Origin of the sequence: Pseudomonas sp. RA_5y_Pfl1_P24 (genome assembly GCF_963970945.1) — a bacterium.
Taxonomy (GTDB): domain Bacteria; phylum Pseudomonadota; class Gammaproteobacteria; order Pseudomonadales; family Pseudomonadaceae; genus Aquipseudomonas; species Aquipseudomonas tritici.
In genome coordinates this window covers 24,376-38,581 of record NZ_CAXAOJ010000007.1, presented here as the reverse complement: position 1 = coordinate 38,581, position 14,206 = coordinate 24,376, and the positions used below count along the sequence as shown (strand labels likewise).

Annotated in this window: 11 protein-coding genes; 5 read left to right on the top strand and 6 right to left on the bottom strand. The window is 60.8% G+C overall.

Annotated features, from left to right (window positions below; genetic code table 11):
- The first annotated feature begins 10 nt into the window (after positions 1-10).
- From tatB to AACY30_RS13165, 5 genes are all read left to right on the top strand, one after another.
- Positions 11-415 (top strand): Sec-independent protein translocase protein TatB, encoded by a 405-nt coding sequence (gene tatB, locus AACY30_RS13185; protein ID WP_339469199.1) that lies wholly within the window; start codon positions 11-13, stop codon positions 413-415.
- Positions 412-1,203, top strand: a complete 792-nt coding sequence (tatC, locus tag AACY30_RS13180; RefSeq protein ID WP_339415533.1) for a twin-arginine translocase subunit TatC — start codon at positions 412-414, stop codon at positions 1,201-1,203. The genes tatB and tatC overlap by 4 nt, the downstream gene beginning before the upstream one ends.
- Complete coding sequence (locus tag AACY30_RS13175) at positions 1,200-1,907, top strand: 16S rRNA (uracil(1498)-N(3))-methyltransferase (RefSeq protein ID WP_339469198.1); 708 nt, start codon at positions 1,200-1,202, stop codon at positions 1,905-1,907. Before tatC ends, AACY30_RS13175 begins: the two co-directional genes overlap by 4 nt.
- Positions 1,908-2,018: 111 nt before the next feature.
- Positions 2,019-3,935 carry a methyl-accepting chemotaxis protein gene (locus tag AACY30_RS13170; protein ID WP_339469197.1) on the top strand — a complete coding sequence of 639 codons (1,917 nt, stop codon included), beginning with the start codon at positions 2,019-2,021 and terminating at the stop codon, positions 3,933-3,935.
- 128 nt (positions 3,936-4,063) lie between these two features.
- The gene (locus AACY30_RS13165) at positions 4,064-5,971 is read left to right on the top strand and encodes a methyl-accepting chemotaxis protein (RefSeq protein ID WP_339540450.1); all 1,908 of its coding nucleotides are present in this window, start codon (positions 4,064-4,066) and stop codon (positions 5,969-5,971) included.
- A 16-nt stretch (positions 5,972-5,987) separates the two neighbouring features.
- Here the strand turns inward: AACY30_RS13165 and AACY30_RS13160 are convergent, their stop codons facing one another.
- The 6 genes from AACY30_RS13160 to AACY30_RS13135 form a co-directional block, all read right to left on the bottom strand.
- Positions 5,988-6,722, bottom strand: a complete 735-nt coding sequence (locus AACY30_RS13160; RefSeq protein WP_339469195.1) for an amino acid ABC transporter ATP-binding protein — start codon at positions 6,720-6,722, stop codon at positions 5,988-5,990.
- A complete protein-coding gene (locus AACY30_RS13155; protein WP_339415528.1) occupies positions 6,715-7,674 on the bottom strand; it encodes an amino acid ABC transporter permease in 960 nt (319 codons plus the stop codon). Before AACY30_RS13155 ends, AACY30_RS13160 begins: the two co-directional genes overlap by 8 nt.
- Positions 7,675-7,819: 145 nt before the next feature.
- The gene (locus AACY30_RS13150; RefSeq protein WP_339540449.1) at positions 7,820-8,617 is read right to left on the bottom strand and encodes a transporter substrate-binding domain-containing protein; all 798 of its coding nucleotides are present in this window, start codon (positions 8,615-8,617) and stop codon (positions 7,820-7,822) included.
- A gap of 219 nt (positions 8,618-8,836) precedes the next feature.
- Positions 8,837-9,637 (bottom strand): transporter substrate-binding domain-containing protein, encoded by an 801-nt coding sequence (locus tag AACY30_RS13145; RefSeq protein WP_339469194.1) that lies wholly within the window; start codon positions 9,635-9,637, stop codon positions 8,837-8,839.
- A gap of 186 nt (positions 9,638-9,823) precedes the next feature.
- Positions 9,824-12,394: a glucans biosynthesis glucosyltransferase MdoH gene (gene mdoH / locus AACY30_RS13140; protein WP_339540448.1), complete on the bottom strand. Its 2,571-nt coding sequence runs from the start codon at positions 12,392-12,394 to the stop codon at positions 9,824-9,826.
- A complete protein-coding gene (locus AACY30_RS13135) occupies positions 12,387-14,123 on the bottom strand; it encodes a glucan biosynthesis protein G (RefSeq protein ID WP_339540447.1) in 1,737 nt (578 codons plus the stop codon). Before AACY30_RS13135 ends, mdoH begins: the two co-directional genes overlap by 8 nt.
- Positions 14,124-14,206: the final 83 nt, after the last annotated feature.

Sequence of the window (14,206 nt, the reverse complement as noted above, 5' to 3'; positions counted from 1 at the left end):
GCACTGACTAATGTTTGGTATCAGCTTCTCTGAACTGCTGCTCGTCGGCCTCGTGGCCTTGCTGGTATTGGGGCCGGAACGCCTGCCCGGTGCAGCGCGCACGGCCGGCCTGTGGATCGGGCGCCTGAAACGCAGTTTCAACGCCATCAAACAGGAAGTTGAACGGGAAATCGGCGCCGACGAGATTCGTCGGCAACTGCACAACGAGCACATTCTGTCGTTGGAACAGGAAACGCGAAAGATTCTGTCGCCCGTGCAGGAGCCCGCCAAACCGGCGCAGCCTGTGGCCGAACACAGCATCGCGCCCGTCGCTGAAACCGCCCCCGTGGCACCGACCGCGCCAACCGAGCCTGCGCCGACGCCCATTGCGTCGCCCGCGCCCCATGACCCTACATTGCCGCCGCGAGCCCCATGAGCGCTGATAAACCGGAAAACGACCAGCATATGCCGCTGGTCTCGCACCTCACTGAGCTGCGTACCCGCCTGCTGCGTTGCGTAGCGGCCATCTTCATCATTTTTGCCGGGTTGTTCGCCTTTACCCAGCAGATCTACACCTTTGTTTCGACGCCACTGCGCCAGTACCTGCCGGCCGGCGCGACGATGATCGCCACCGATGTTTCGTCGCCGTTCCTCACGCCGTTGAAGCTGACCATGATGGTTTCGCTGTTCCTGGCGATCCCGGTGATCCTGCACCAGATCTGGGGCTTTATCGCGCCGGGCCTGTACAAGCATGAGAAGCGCATCGCGGTGCCGTTGCTGGTGTCGAGCATTTTGCTGTTCTACACCGGCATGGCGTTCGCGTACTTCCTGGTGTTCCCGTTGATCTTCAAGTTCTTCGCCGCAGCCACTCCGGCCGGCGTGGAGATGATGACCGACATCACCAGCTACCTCGACTTCGTGATGACGTTGTTCTTCGCCTTTGGCGTGGCCTTCGAAATCCCGGTGGCCGTGGTGCTGCTGGTGTGGATCGGCGTGGTCAACGTGTCGTACCTGAAAAAGATCCGCCCCTACGTGATCATCGGCTGCTTCGTGGTCGGCATGATCCTCACGCCGCCGGATATCTTCTCCCAGACGCTGCTGGCCGTGCCGATGTGGATGCTGTTCGAAATTGGCATCCTGTTCAGTGCCTTGATCAGCAAGCGCGGCGAACACCGGGATGATCAACCCGCCGACGACGACCAGCCGCCAGCGACCCAGCCGTGAACCTGCTGCTGCTGGAAGAGGCCGATTTTATTACGGCCGAGCGAGTGGTGCTGCGCGATCGGCGCCTGGTGCATATGCAGGAAGTCCACCGCGCCGCCGTCGGCGACAGCCTGCGCGTCGGCCGTATCGGCGGGCTGATGGGCAATGCGCAGTTGCTGCGCCTGGACGCCGGTGAAGCCGAGCTGCAAGTGAGCGTCGACCAGCCGCCACCGGCCAAACTGCCGCTGACCCTGCTGCTGGCCCTGCCGCGCCCGAAAATGCTGCGCCGGGTGCTGCAGGCCGTGGCCGCCATGGGCGTGCCCAAGGTAGTGCTGCTGAACAGCTACCGGGTCGAAAAGAGCTTCTGGCAAACCCCATTCCTGGAGCCCGAGGCGATTCGCGAGCAACTGATCCTAGGCCTGGAGCAGGCGCGGGATACGGTGCTGCCCGAGATCGTTATCGAAAAGCGCTTCAAACCGTTCGTCGAAGACCGCCTGCCGGCCATGACTGAAGGCACCCTGGGCCTGATCGGTCACCCCGGCGATTACCCGGCCTGCCCGCGTGGGCTGGATGAGCCGGTGACCCTGGCGATTGGTCCGGAAGGCGGCTGGATCCCCTACGAAGTGGACTTGCTGGCCAAGGCCGGCATGCAGCCCGTGCAGCTCGGGGCGCGCATCCTGCGCGTCGAAACCGCCGTCACCGCCCTCCTCGCCCGACTTTTCTAACTACTCGGTCCAACAGACGCTCCCACATTGGAGCTGTGTCGCTACAGAATCCTGCGTGCGTGCCGATAGCCTTCGAATAAGTCCAAACCTTGTTCCAGGGGAGTTTGCAGCATGCATCGATGGTTAGCCGAAAAGCTGGGGAATGTCAGTGTCAAAACCAAGCTGGGCGTGGGCTTCGGGCTGGTATTGCTGCTGACGCTGATGATCACGTTCACCGGCTGGACCGGGCTCTCCAGCGTGATCAGTCGCGGCGACAAACTGGGGTATATCGCCAGCCTCAACGACCTGAGCAAGGACTTGCGCTTAGCGCGCCTGGACTTTGAAATGCGCCGTGGCGAGCAGGGTCCGACGACGGTCAATGGTTTTCTCGGCCAACTGGATAGCGGCCTGAAAACCGCACGTGCACTCATTGAGCAGCCCGCTGACATTGCCTTGATCGATGATCAACTCGCGGCGGTCGACCAGTACAAGCGCGCATTCGAGGCCATGGTGCAGGCCGGCGCCAACCGGGAAAACGCCCGCAGCAAACTGGGCGACACGGCCGACAACGCAGTGGCCAACGTGAGTGAGATCGAAAAAGCCCTGCTGCAAGGCGACAACGTGAGCCAGTTCAACAGCGTTGTCGATTTGAGCAAGCTGATCCAGCAAGCCCGCTTCCAGGTGCGTGGCTACACCTATAGCGGCAAGGTCGAGGCCGAGCAACCAGCGCTGGACGCCATCGACAACGCCTTGAAGAAAATCACCGCCCTCGATAGCCAGCTACCCGAGCAATATACAAAAAACCTGCAACAGGCCGGCGTTTCGCTGCAAGCCTACCGTGCAGCGGTGAGCCAATACCGTGACTCTCAAGTCTCCAGCGCCGGGGCCTTGAAAATCATGGTCAGCCAGGGCTCCCTAATGCTGGACCGCAGCAACAAACTGACCGCCTCGCAAACGGTTGTGCGCGATACGGACGCCGCACGCGCCAAACAATTGTTGCTGTTGGCCGCGACACTCGCGCTGATCTTTGGCCTGGCCGCCGCGTGGGCCATCACCCGTCAGATCATCCTCCCGCTGAACGAGACCCTCCAGGTGGCCGAGCGCGTGGCCTTGGGTGACCTGAGCCACAACCTGAACTCCCTGCGCCAGGACGAACTGGGCCAACTGCAACGCGCCATGCAAAGCATGACCGTCGGCCTGCGTGAGCTGATTGGCGGGATCAGTGACGGCGTCACCCAGATCGCCAGCGCCGCCGAGCAACTTTCTGCCGTTACCGAGCAGACCAGCGCCGGGGTCAACAGCCAGAAGATCGAGACCGACCAGGTCGCCACTGCCATGAACGAAATGGCCGCCACCGTGCAGGAAGTCGCACGCAACGCCGAGGAAGCGTCCGAAGCCGCCGTGGCCGCAGACCAGCAAGCCCGTGAGGGCGATAAAGTGGTCGGTGAAGCCATCGCTCAGATCGAACGCCTGGCCACCGAAGTCGGCAACTCCACCGCTGCCATGGGCGACTTGAAGCGCGAAAGCGACAAGATCGGCAGCGTGCTCGACGTGATCAAGTCCGTGGCCCAGCAAACCAACCTGCTGGCCCTCAACGCCGCGATTGAAGCCGCGCGTGCCGGTGAAGCCGGGCGCGGCTTTGCGGTGGTGGCCGATGAAGTGCGCAGCCTGGCCCAACGTACGCAGAAGTCCACCGAAGAGATCGAAGAGCTGATTGTCGGCCTGCAAAACGGCACCCAACAGGTGGCGACCATCATGGATAACAGCCGTGGCCTGACCGACAGCAGCGTTGAACTGACCCGCCGTGCCGGCAGCGCCTTGGCGAACATCACCCGCACGGTCTCGACCATCCAGGCAATGAACTCGCAGATCGCCACCGCCGCCGAGCAACAAAGCGCCGTGGCTGAAGAGATCAATCGCAGCGTACTGAACGTGCGCGATGTGTCGGAACAAACCTCCTCGGCCAGTGAAGAAACCGCCGCGTCCAGTGCTGAACTGGCACGTCTGGGCATCTACTTGCAGACGCTGGTCGGACGTTTCCGTATCTGATCGGTCCTACGCGGCGGCCAGTCGAGGCCGCCGCAACTTGTGAAACTTCCTACGCAGTTATCAGCCCGCCATCACCTCAAATCGATTTAGCGTTGGTCTAGGCGCTTTTTCAGATTTGGAGGTTCACCATGTTTCCTCGGCTGACCCGCTTGCTGGTCAACGCCAGCGTCCGTATCAAACTCGCCCTGGGCTTTGGCCAGGTGCTGGTCCTCAGCCTCGTCATCGCCGTGACCGGCTGGCAGGCCCTGAATGACGTACTTCTACGCTCAAGCAACTTGTCGACACTGGGCCAACTGGCGGCTGTCGCGGAGGCGATGCGCGCCGACCGTATCGTTTACCGCACCCTCACTGACACCGCCAGCCTGGGCAAGATGGCGCAACAGATTGAAACCATCGACCAGCATTTGCGCGACCTTGCAAACCACCTTGAGGACCCGGCGGAACTGCGGCGCATCCAGGAAGCGGAACGCCTGGTGGCCAGTTTCAAAGCCACGCTCGTAGAACTGCCGCCCTTGATCGAACGGCGCGACAATACTCGCCCCCCGCTCCACGCGATAGCGCTGCAGGCCAGCGACACCCTCGCGCAACTGGCCAGCGAACTGCCTGACCAGCAAGACCAGCAAGCACTGGATGCGATTGAAAACCTGCGCCAAGTCATGGAGCAGGCCGAGGATCGCGCCCAGAGTCCCGCCTGGGCGGCCGAAACGTTGCAAGCCTACGCCGACGACGTCAGCAACACCCTCGACGCGCTGGACGTTGCTCAGGCCGCCGTGACTCGCCTGCCTGTCGATTCGGCCCTGCTCAAAACAGACCTGGCGAACTACCGTGCGCAGCTCCTCACGCTCAAGGAAGCCCAGCTCACCACTGAGACCGTACAGAACCGCTTTGAACAACAACTCAACCAGTTACTGGAACACAATGAATTGCTGAGCCAAAGCCAGACCATCCAGCGCGACAGTGAGGCTGACCATACCCGCACCCTGCTCTCGGGTGTCACGGTGGCCGCCTTGTTGCTGGGTTCATTTGCCGCCTGGTGGATCGCCCGGCAGATTGCCGTGCCGCTGCGAGAAATCCTCACTGCCGCCCACCGTGTCGCCGACGGCGACTTGAGCCACGACATCCAGGTGGAACGTCGCGACGAACTGGGCCAGTTGCAACAAAGCATCGGGCAAATGACCCGCAACCTGCGCAGCCTGATCAGCAGCATTGGCAACAGCGCCCGGCAGATCGCCAGCGCCGCCACGCAGCTCTCAGCCGTCACCGAGCAGACCCGCGCCGGGATCAATGATCAGAAAGACGAAACAGACCAGATGGCCACAGCGATGAATGAAATGCTCGCCACCGCCCAAGAAGTCGCACGACATGCCGAACAAGCATCGGCGGCGGCCAATGAGGCCGATCAACAAGCCAGCACCGGGGACAAGGTCGTCGGGCTGGCGGTGGAGCAGATAGGCCATCTGGCCCATGAAATGGCGCGCTCCAGCCAGGCGATGATTGCATTGCAACGCGAAAGCCAAAAAATCGGAGGTGTGCTGGACGTCATCAAGTCAGTGTCTCAACAAACCAACCTGCTGGCCCTGAACGCGGCCATTGAAGCGGCGCGTGCGGGCACGGCAGGCGAAGGGTTTGCCGTGGTCGCCGATGAAGTCCGCAGCCTGGCCTTGCGCACGCAGGCATCCGCTGAAGAAATCGAAGGACTGATCTGCGGCCTGCACACCGGCACCCAACAGGTGGCAGACATTATGGACGGCAGCCGCGCGCTGACCGACAACAGTGTCGACCGGAGCCGCGACGCAGGCGATGCATTGGCAGCCATTATCCGGACAGTCTCGATCATCCAGGAAATGAACCCGCAGATTGCCGCTGCCGCCGAGCAACAAAGTGCCGTGGCCGAGGAAATAAATCGCAGCGTGATGAAAGTGCGTGACGTGTCGGAGCAAACAGCGGCCGCCAGCGAGGAGACGGCGGCGGCCAGTGTTCAGTTGACGCGGCTGAGCCTGGATCTGCAGACACTGGTCGACAAGTTCCGGCTCTGACCTGTGGCTCGCGACATCAGAGGACTTGGCGCAGGAATGCCTGGGCCCTAGGGTCTTTGGGCGCAGCGAAGAACTCGGCCGGGGCCGCGTCTTCCAGCAACTTGCCATGGTCGAAAAACAGCACGCGGTCGGCCACTTCACGGGCAAAGCCCATTTCGTGGGTGACGCAGACCATGGTCATGCCTTCCAGGGCCAGGGTCTTCATCACGTCCAGCACCTCGCCGACCATTTCCGGGTCGAGCGCCGAGGTGGGCTCATCAAAGAGCATCACCTTGGGCTCCATCGCCAGGGCTCGGGCAATCGCGACCCGTTGTTGCTGGCCGCCGGACAATCGGGATGGAAACTCATTGGCCTTTTGCGCGATACCGACCTTCTCCAGCAGCGCCAGGGCCTTGGCCTCACGCTCCGCCTTCCCGCGCTTGCGCACGACTTTCTGCGCCAGGCACAGGTTTTCCAGCACAGTCATGTGAGGGAACAGATTGAAGTGCTGGAACACCATGCCAACTTCACGGCGGTAGGCGTTGACGTCGGTTTTCGGATCAGCCAGTTGCAGGCCGTCGATGCTCACCGAGCCGGAGTCGAACGCCTCAAGGCCATTAAGACAACGCAGGAAGGTCGACTTGCCGGAGCCCGACGGGCCGATCACCACCAGCACTTCGCCCTTGGCCACCTGGGTGGTGACGTGGTCCACCGCGCGCACCACTTGGCCACGGGTGTCGAAGACTTTTACCAGATCGCGGACTTCAATCACTTTGCGCGAGCCTCCGCTCAAGCCGACTGGCGATTTTCGACAGCGGCAGGTTGATCAGCAGGTACAGGCCTGCGACGCAGAACAGGATTTCAAACGGCGAGAACGAAGTGGTGATCACCTCGCGGCCGCTCTTGAGCAGTTCGGTAATCGCGATCACCGACACCAGGGAAGTGTCCTTTACCAGGCTGATAAATTGCCCGGCCAACGGCGGCAGCACGCGCTTGAACGCCTGCGGCAATACCACATGGCGCATCGACTGGCTCGCGCTCAGGCCCAGGGAGCGAGCGGCTTCGTTCTGGCCACGGGTGATGGACTGCACGCCAGCGCGCACGATTTCCGCCACATACGCGCCAGTGAACAGCGACAGCGCGGCGATCCCGGCGAATTCCCGGGACAGGTTGAGTACCGTGCCGATAAAGAAATAGAAAATGAAGATTTGCACCAACAGCGGCGTGCCGCGCACCAGCTCGACGTAGATCGTCGACAGATCGCGTAGGGTCGGGTTATTGGACAGTCGGCACAAGCCGGTCGCCAGCCCGATCGCCAGCCCGAGGATGCCGGATACCACCGACAGCCACAGCGTGGTCCACAACCCCCACATCAAAGGGCCCAACGCCCAATGCCGGGTCACGCCCACCACGTCGCCTTCGGCCACATCGTCGCCACGCGCCACTTGCAGGCTGTTGTCGGCAACGGTCAGCCTTTGCTCGGCACCCGCGTCGTTGCGCAGGGTCACTTCAGCCACATCGCCTTTGCGCACCAGTTCGACAACCGTGGAGATGTCGGCGGCACGCTGGGACGTCTCAGCCTGGTAGACGAAGTATTGCGGCACGCGGTTCCAACGCCACTCGTAGGACATCAGCGAGGTGGCGTAGTACAAGGCGCCAGCCAGGCCGACCAGCACGACCACGGTCAGCAGGTGCCAGGGCCATTGGGCTTTTTTCTGTTTCATTTTACTTTCCGGGTTTTGTGTCGCCTGTGAGGCCGCCTTCGCGAGCAAGCCCGCTCCCAAATTTGACCGAGTTCCAACATGAGAATGCGGTCGAATCTGGGAGCGGGCTTGCTCGCGAAGGACGCGACTCGGTATTCAGCCTGGCTTATTCCATATCCTTGAGCCACTCGGAGCGCTTGAACCACTTGTCATGGATACGATCGTAGGTGCCGTCGTTGCGGATCTGGTGCAGGAAGTTGTTGATGAAGTTGATGCTGTCGTAGTCGCCTTTTTTCAGGCCAAACGCCAGGGGTTCGAAGGTGAACGGTTCTTCGAGGAACACCAGCTTGCCGCTACCGACTTTCTTCTGGGCAACCACGTTGTACGGTGCGTCATACACAAAGGCATCGGCCTTGCCGTTGACCACGTCCAGCACGCCTTCCTGCTCGTTATCGTAGCCGTGGTACTTGGCCTTGGAGATCAGCTTCTTGGCGACCATCTCGCCCGTGGTACCCAGCTTGGAGGTCAGGCGGTATTTCTCGTCGTTCAGGTCTTTGTAGGACTTGATGGTGCCTTCCAGCTCCTTGCGAATCAGCAGGGTCTGGCCGACCACGATGAAGGGCTCGCTGAAGTTCAGGCGCAGGTTGCGTTCCTGGGTCAGGGTCATGCCGCTGCCGATCATGTCGAACTTGCCGGTCAGGAAGGCCGGGATGATGCCGTCATAGCCAGTGGATACCAGCTCCAGCTTGACGCCCATGGACTTGGCCATGGCCTTGAGGATGTCGACTTCGAAGCCGATGATTCCACCGCGCTTGTCGGTCATTTCAAACGGCATGTAGGTCGGGTCCATGCCGACTTTCAGCGTGCCGCGCTTGACCGCATCATCGATTGCGCCGGCCTGGGCCGCGTTGGCCGCGACCAGCGCGGTGACGCCAAGCAGCAGCATCGAAAGATACTTCTTCATCATCAAGTCCCCTGAACGATTCTTGTAAGGTCGGCGCGCAAAAGGGCTGCACCATTTCGGGGTGCGATCCTAACCCACTCGCCTCCCGCCACAAAGGTTTCACGGCTATTTGTTATCGGCGTATCTCGGAAAAGCCCAGCAACGCTACGGCAAAGCGCACGCATAGCTACTTGGGCAGAGCGCAGCAGTAACGGACTGATGTGTAAAGAGTTATAACTTTCAGTCGATTTCCGCCATCCAGGCCGTTTCCTTAAACCACTTGTCGTGCAAGCGATCGTAGGTCCCATCCAGGGCAACCTGGTTGAGGAAGTGGTTGATCCAGTTGAGGCTGTCGAAATCGCCTTTCTTCAAGCCAAACGCCAGGGGTTCAAAGGTGAAGGGTTGCTCAAGCGCCAGCAGCGCGCTGTTTTCCGGGCGACTCAAGGCGATGAGGTTGTAGGGGGCGTCATGAATAAAGGCATCGGCCTCGCCTTGCACCACTTGGCGCACGCCCTCTTCCGGCGTTGCAAAACTGCTGAGCCGGGCCGCCCCCAGAAACCGTCGCGCCGCTGACTCGCCGGTGGTGCCTTCGGCGGTAGCGATTCGGTAGCTGGCGTCGTCCAGGTCTTCGACACTGGCGACCTTGCCCATGAGACGTGGATGCAACAACACTGACTGACCGACCACGATGAACGAATCGCTGAAGTTCAGCTTAATGTTGCGTTCCTGGGTGACGGTCATACCGCTGCCGATCAGGTCGAAATTTTTCGCCTGCAGCCCCTCCACCAACTCGTTGTAAGGCACTGCAACCAATTCAAGATCAACCCCCAAGGCTTGGCTCATGACCTTGAGCAGGTCGATTTCAAAGCCGACGATGCGCCCTTGTTTATCGGTCATTTCAAAGGGCATGTAAGTGGGCGTGGTGCCGACTTTCAGCACACCGCGTCGAACCGCGTCGTCAATCGCGCCTGCCTGTGCCAGGCCTATGTGAATCAATGCGACAGCGCCTATCAACAGCGCCGAACAATAGCCTTTGCTCATGAATACCCCAGTGGCCGAGTCAAATCCGGGGGCGATGCTAACTCAGCCACGGGCACGGCAATACGCCTTGGACGAGGGTCTTTTGTTTCGAAATAACAGGAGGTTAACGAGAGAAGGAAAAGCTTGGAAACGCTGTAGGATCAGCGCTTCGAACGCCCCCGAGGTGAGCCCTCGGGGGCGGCTGAATCAGGCCGGTTGGGCCTGGGACGACAGCGGTTGCAGGGGTAGCAACGGCGCGTGCGGATCGGCCTTGAGCGAGTCCCGCCAGGCGGCGAGCCACTCGGCATGGCCTTCGCTCCACACCTGCTCGTGCAGGCGAGCCAGGGCTACCGGGTCGCTGAGCAATGCCACGCGTTCGCCGTTGTTAAGGCCGGCTGGGCCGACTTTCAACGCATGACGCACACGCTCGGTACGCAGGTACTCGATCGGCTCGGACTCGCGGTGACGTGAGGTCGCCAGGGCACACGCCAGGGCGTTTTGCTGTGGATCAACCACCGAGCGTACAAAGCCGTCGTTCAGCGCGTGCCAACGGTTTTCGTGAGTGTACTGTTCGGTCAACAGCAACGCCTGCGGTGGATTGTATTCCTCAGGGATCAGGAACAGGCTCTCGTCGCGGGACTTGAGGCCCAGGTTGACCCGACTGGAAATCACCGACACCGGAATCGACAGCATCAACGAGCCGACAATCGGCACCAGCCACCACAGGAAGCTTGGATTCAACCACACCACCAGCAAGGCCCAGAGGAAGCCGAGCAAGGTTTGCGTACCGTGGCGTTTGAAGGCTTCACCCCAGGTAGTCGAGTCATCATCACGCTTGGGCGAGTTCCATGTCGCGGCCCAGCCGAGGAAGGCGGCAAGCACGAAACGCGTGTGAAAAATCATCCGCACCGGCGCCAGCAGCATAGAGAACAGCATCTCCAGCAGCATCGACATCGTCACCTTGAACTTGCCACCGAACTCTTTCGCGCCCTTGGCCCAGATCAAAATGATGCTCAGCAGCTTGGGCAGGAACAGCAGCACGATGGTGGTGGAGAACAGCGCCACCGCCTTGTCCGGATGCCATTGCGGCCACAGCGGGTACAACTGGCGTGGCGCCATGAAGTACTGCGGCTCCATCAGCGTGTTCACCGCCAGCAGCGCCGTGGACAACACCAGGAACAGGAACCACAACGGCGCCGACAGGTAGGACATCACGCCGGTCAGGAACACCGCGCGGTGCACCGGGTGCATGCCTTTAACCAGGAACAGGCGGAAGTTCATCAGGTTACCGTGGCACCAGCGACGGTCACGCTTGAGTTCGTCCAGTAGGTTCGGCGGCAGTTCTTCGTAACTGCCCGGCAGGTCGTAGGCAATCCACACGCCCCAGCCGGCACGGCGCATCAGCGCTGCTTCAACGAAGTCATGGGACAGAATCGAACCGGCGAACGCGCCCTTACCTGGCAATGGCGCCAAGGCGCAGTGTTCGATAAACGGCTTCATGCGGATGATCGCGTTGTGACCCCAATAGTGGGATTCACCCAGCTGCCAGAAGTGCAGGCCGGCGGTGAACAGCGGACCATAAACACGCGTGGCGAACTGCTGCATGCGTGCATACAGAGTGTCCATGCCCGACGCACGTGGCGCGGTCTGGATAATCCCCGCATCCGGCGTGGCTTCCATCAGGCGCACCAGGCTGGTCAGGCATTCGCCGCTCATCACGCTGTCAGCGTCAAGCACGACCATGTATTTGTAGTCACCGCCCCAACGACGGCAGAAGTCGTCGAGGTTGCCGCTCTTGCGCTTTACGCGACGGCGACGACGGCGATAGAAGAGCTTGCCGAAACCACCGGCTTCGCGGCACACGTCGAGCCAGGCTTGCTGTTCGGCGATGCAGATGTCGGCGTCATTGCTGTCGCTGAGCACGAAGAAGTCGAAGCGATCCAGGTCACCGGTGGCGGCGACCGACTCGAACGTAGCGCGCAGGCCGGCAAATACCCGGGGCACATCTTCGTTGCAGATCGGCATCACCAGCGCGGTGCGGGCGTCTTTAGGGATCGGCTCATCACCGGCACTTTTACCGGAGATGCGGTATTTATCGTGGCCAGTGAGCAGTTCCAGGAAGCCCATCAACGCGGTCCAGAAACCGGCCGACACCCAGCAGAACAAGATCCCGAACATGATCAGGATGCTGGTTTGCAGGGCGTAAGGGAGTACCTGGGTAGCGGTTTGCAGCAGGGTCTGGTTGCGGATCTCGTCGAAGTCAACGAGCGACCAGCCCTGGTACGGCATGATGCCTTTCATGTACCAGCCGGCCACGATGGTCTGGCCGAGCATCAGCACCAGTAGGATGTAACGGCGGATCGAGCCGACGGTACGCCAGCGGGCGGCCGGCAGTACGCGTTCATCCTTCGCCGGTGCCGGCGGATTGCTGCGGCCGGTGATACGGCGCCAGCCGCGCACCAGGATATTGGTTCGCCACGGCTCCGGAACCACACGGGTACGACGAATCGGCGGCGTGGCCTTGAGGCACACGCGACCGCTGGCGTCGAGCACCAGCATTTCGGCGTCTTGCAGCTCTTCGGCAGTGTTGAGGGTCAACCGGCGGCCAACCGACGCCTGGGCGGCTTCGATGGGCGCGTCGAACGTCGACGATGACAAGCGCTCGTGCAACTCGGTGAAGGATGTGCAGCCCGCCAGTTCGGCGCGCTGCTCAGCGGTCATCGGTAGATGCGCCAGGTACTCGGACAGAGTCTCGGGCATGGCTTGAGAATTACTCATCGGCAGGCAACTGATAGCTCCAGGTTTCGGTCAGGACTTGCTCGGTCTTGATCGGCTCCGGTGTGGCTGGGGCAGCTTCTGGCTGCTTGGCGTCCTTGTTTTTTGCGTCTTTCTTGGCCTGTTTCTCGTGTTGCTTGGCCAGAACCTTGTCGGCCTTGAGCACGTGGCTCGAGTCCTGCTCTGGGGCAGGCGGGGCAACGTCCTGCACCAATGCCGCACGCATTTCGGTCGGCTTGCCTGCGTCCTTGATCTTCATGCGCAAGGTCAGGCGCCAGCCTTTGGTGTGCTCGTTGTAGCGCACGCTGTTTTCAACCAGTTCGGCGTTGTCGCTGACACTGACCTGGCTGCGAACCGCGGCGTCCGACGGCAGAGCCTTGAGGGACGGGCCCTCGAAGTCGACCAGGTAGGCCACGCTGCCATCCGGCTGGCGGATCAGGTTGGACTGCTTCACGTCACCGGTGGAACGCAGGGTCTGCTTGACCCAGGCGCTGTCGGCCGGGTGCAAGGCTTTCTCGTCCATGGTCCAGTGCATGCGATAGGAAACGTCCAGCGGCTGGCCCACTTCCGGCAGTTTTTCCGGGCTCCAGAAAGCAACGATGTTGTCGTTGGTTTCATCGGCAGTCGGAATTTCTACCAGGTTGACGGTGCCTTTGCCCCAGTCGCCCTCAGGCTCGATCCAGGCGCTTGGGCGCTTGTCGTAGTTATCGTCAAGGTCTTCGTAGTGGCTGAAGTCGCGACCACGTTGCAGCAGGCCGAAACCTTTCGGGTTCTCGACGGTGAAGTTGCTGACCGACAGGTGTTTAGGGTTGTTCAGCGGGCGCCAGATCCACTCGCCGTTGCCGGCATGGATCGACAGGCCGCTGGAATCGTGGAGCTCACGACGGTAGTTGAGCACTTTGGACGGCTGGTTCGCGCCGAACAGGTACATGCTGGTCAACGGGGCAACGCCCAGTTTGGTGACCTTGTCGCGCAGGAACATCTGGGATTTCACATCGACAATGGTGTCGGTGCCCGGACGCAGGATCAGGCGGTAAGCGCCGGTTGCGCGTGGCGAGTCCAGCAAGGCAAAGATGACCAGCTGTTTTTCACCCGGCTTAGGACGCTCGATCCAGAACTCGGTGAAACGCGGGAATTCTTCGCCGGAAGGCAATGCAGTGTCGATCGCCATGCCGCGGGCAGACAGGCCATAGACCTGACCTTTGCCGACCACGCGGAAGTAGCTGGCGCCCAGCATGGTCATGATTTCGTCTTGCTTGTCGTTCTTGTTGATCGGGTAAAGCACACGGAAACCGGCATAACCCAGCTGATCGGTGGCTTTAGGATCAAATTTCACGTCACCGAAATCGAAACGCGTCGGGTCGTACTTGATTTCATTGACGCTGTCGGCGGTGACTTCGTTGATTTTCACCGGTGTATCGAAGTGCATACCCTGGTGATAGAAGGACAGCTTGAACGGGGTGTTCTGATCGGCCCACTCGGCCTTTTCGTTACGGAAACGAATCTTCTGATAGTCGGCGAATTTCATTTCGCGGAATTCGTTCGGCAGATTGCTGCGCGGAGCTTCGTATTTCTGCCCGGCCAGCTCTTTTGCCTTGGCCGACACATCATCCAGACTGAATGCCCACAGTTGACCCGCGCCGAACAGGCAAAACAGGGCGGAGCCCGTCACCAGTGCGTTTCGTAACCGTTTGGCAGACAATTTTGGTGCATTACAGGGACTAACAATCACGAGCAACCCTCGCCGAAAACAGATCAAAAAACCAACGGCCAGCTATCTATATGCCAGGTTGGCGAGCATTGTTCCGACTCCCC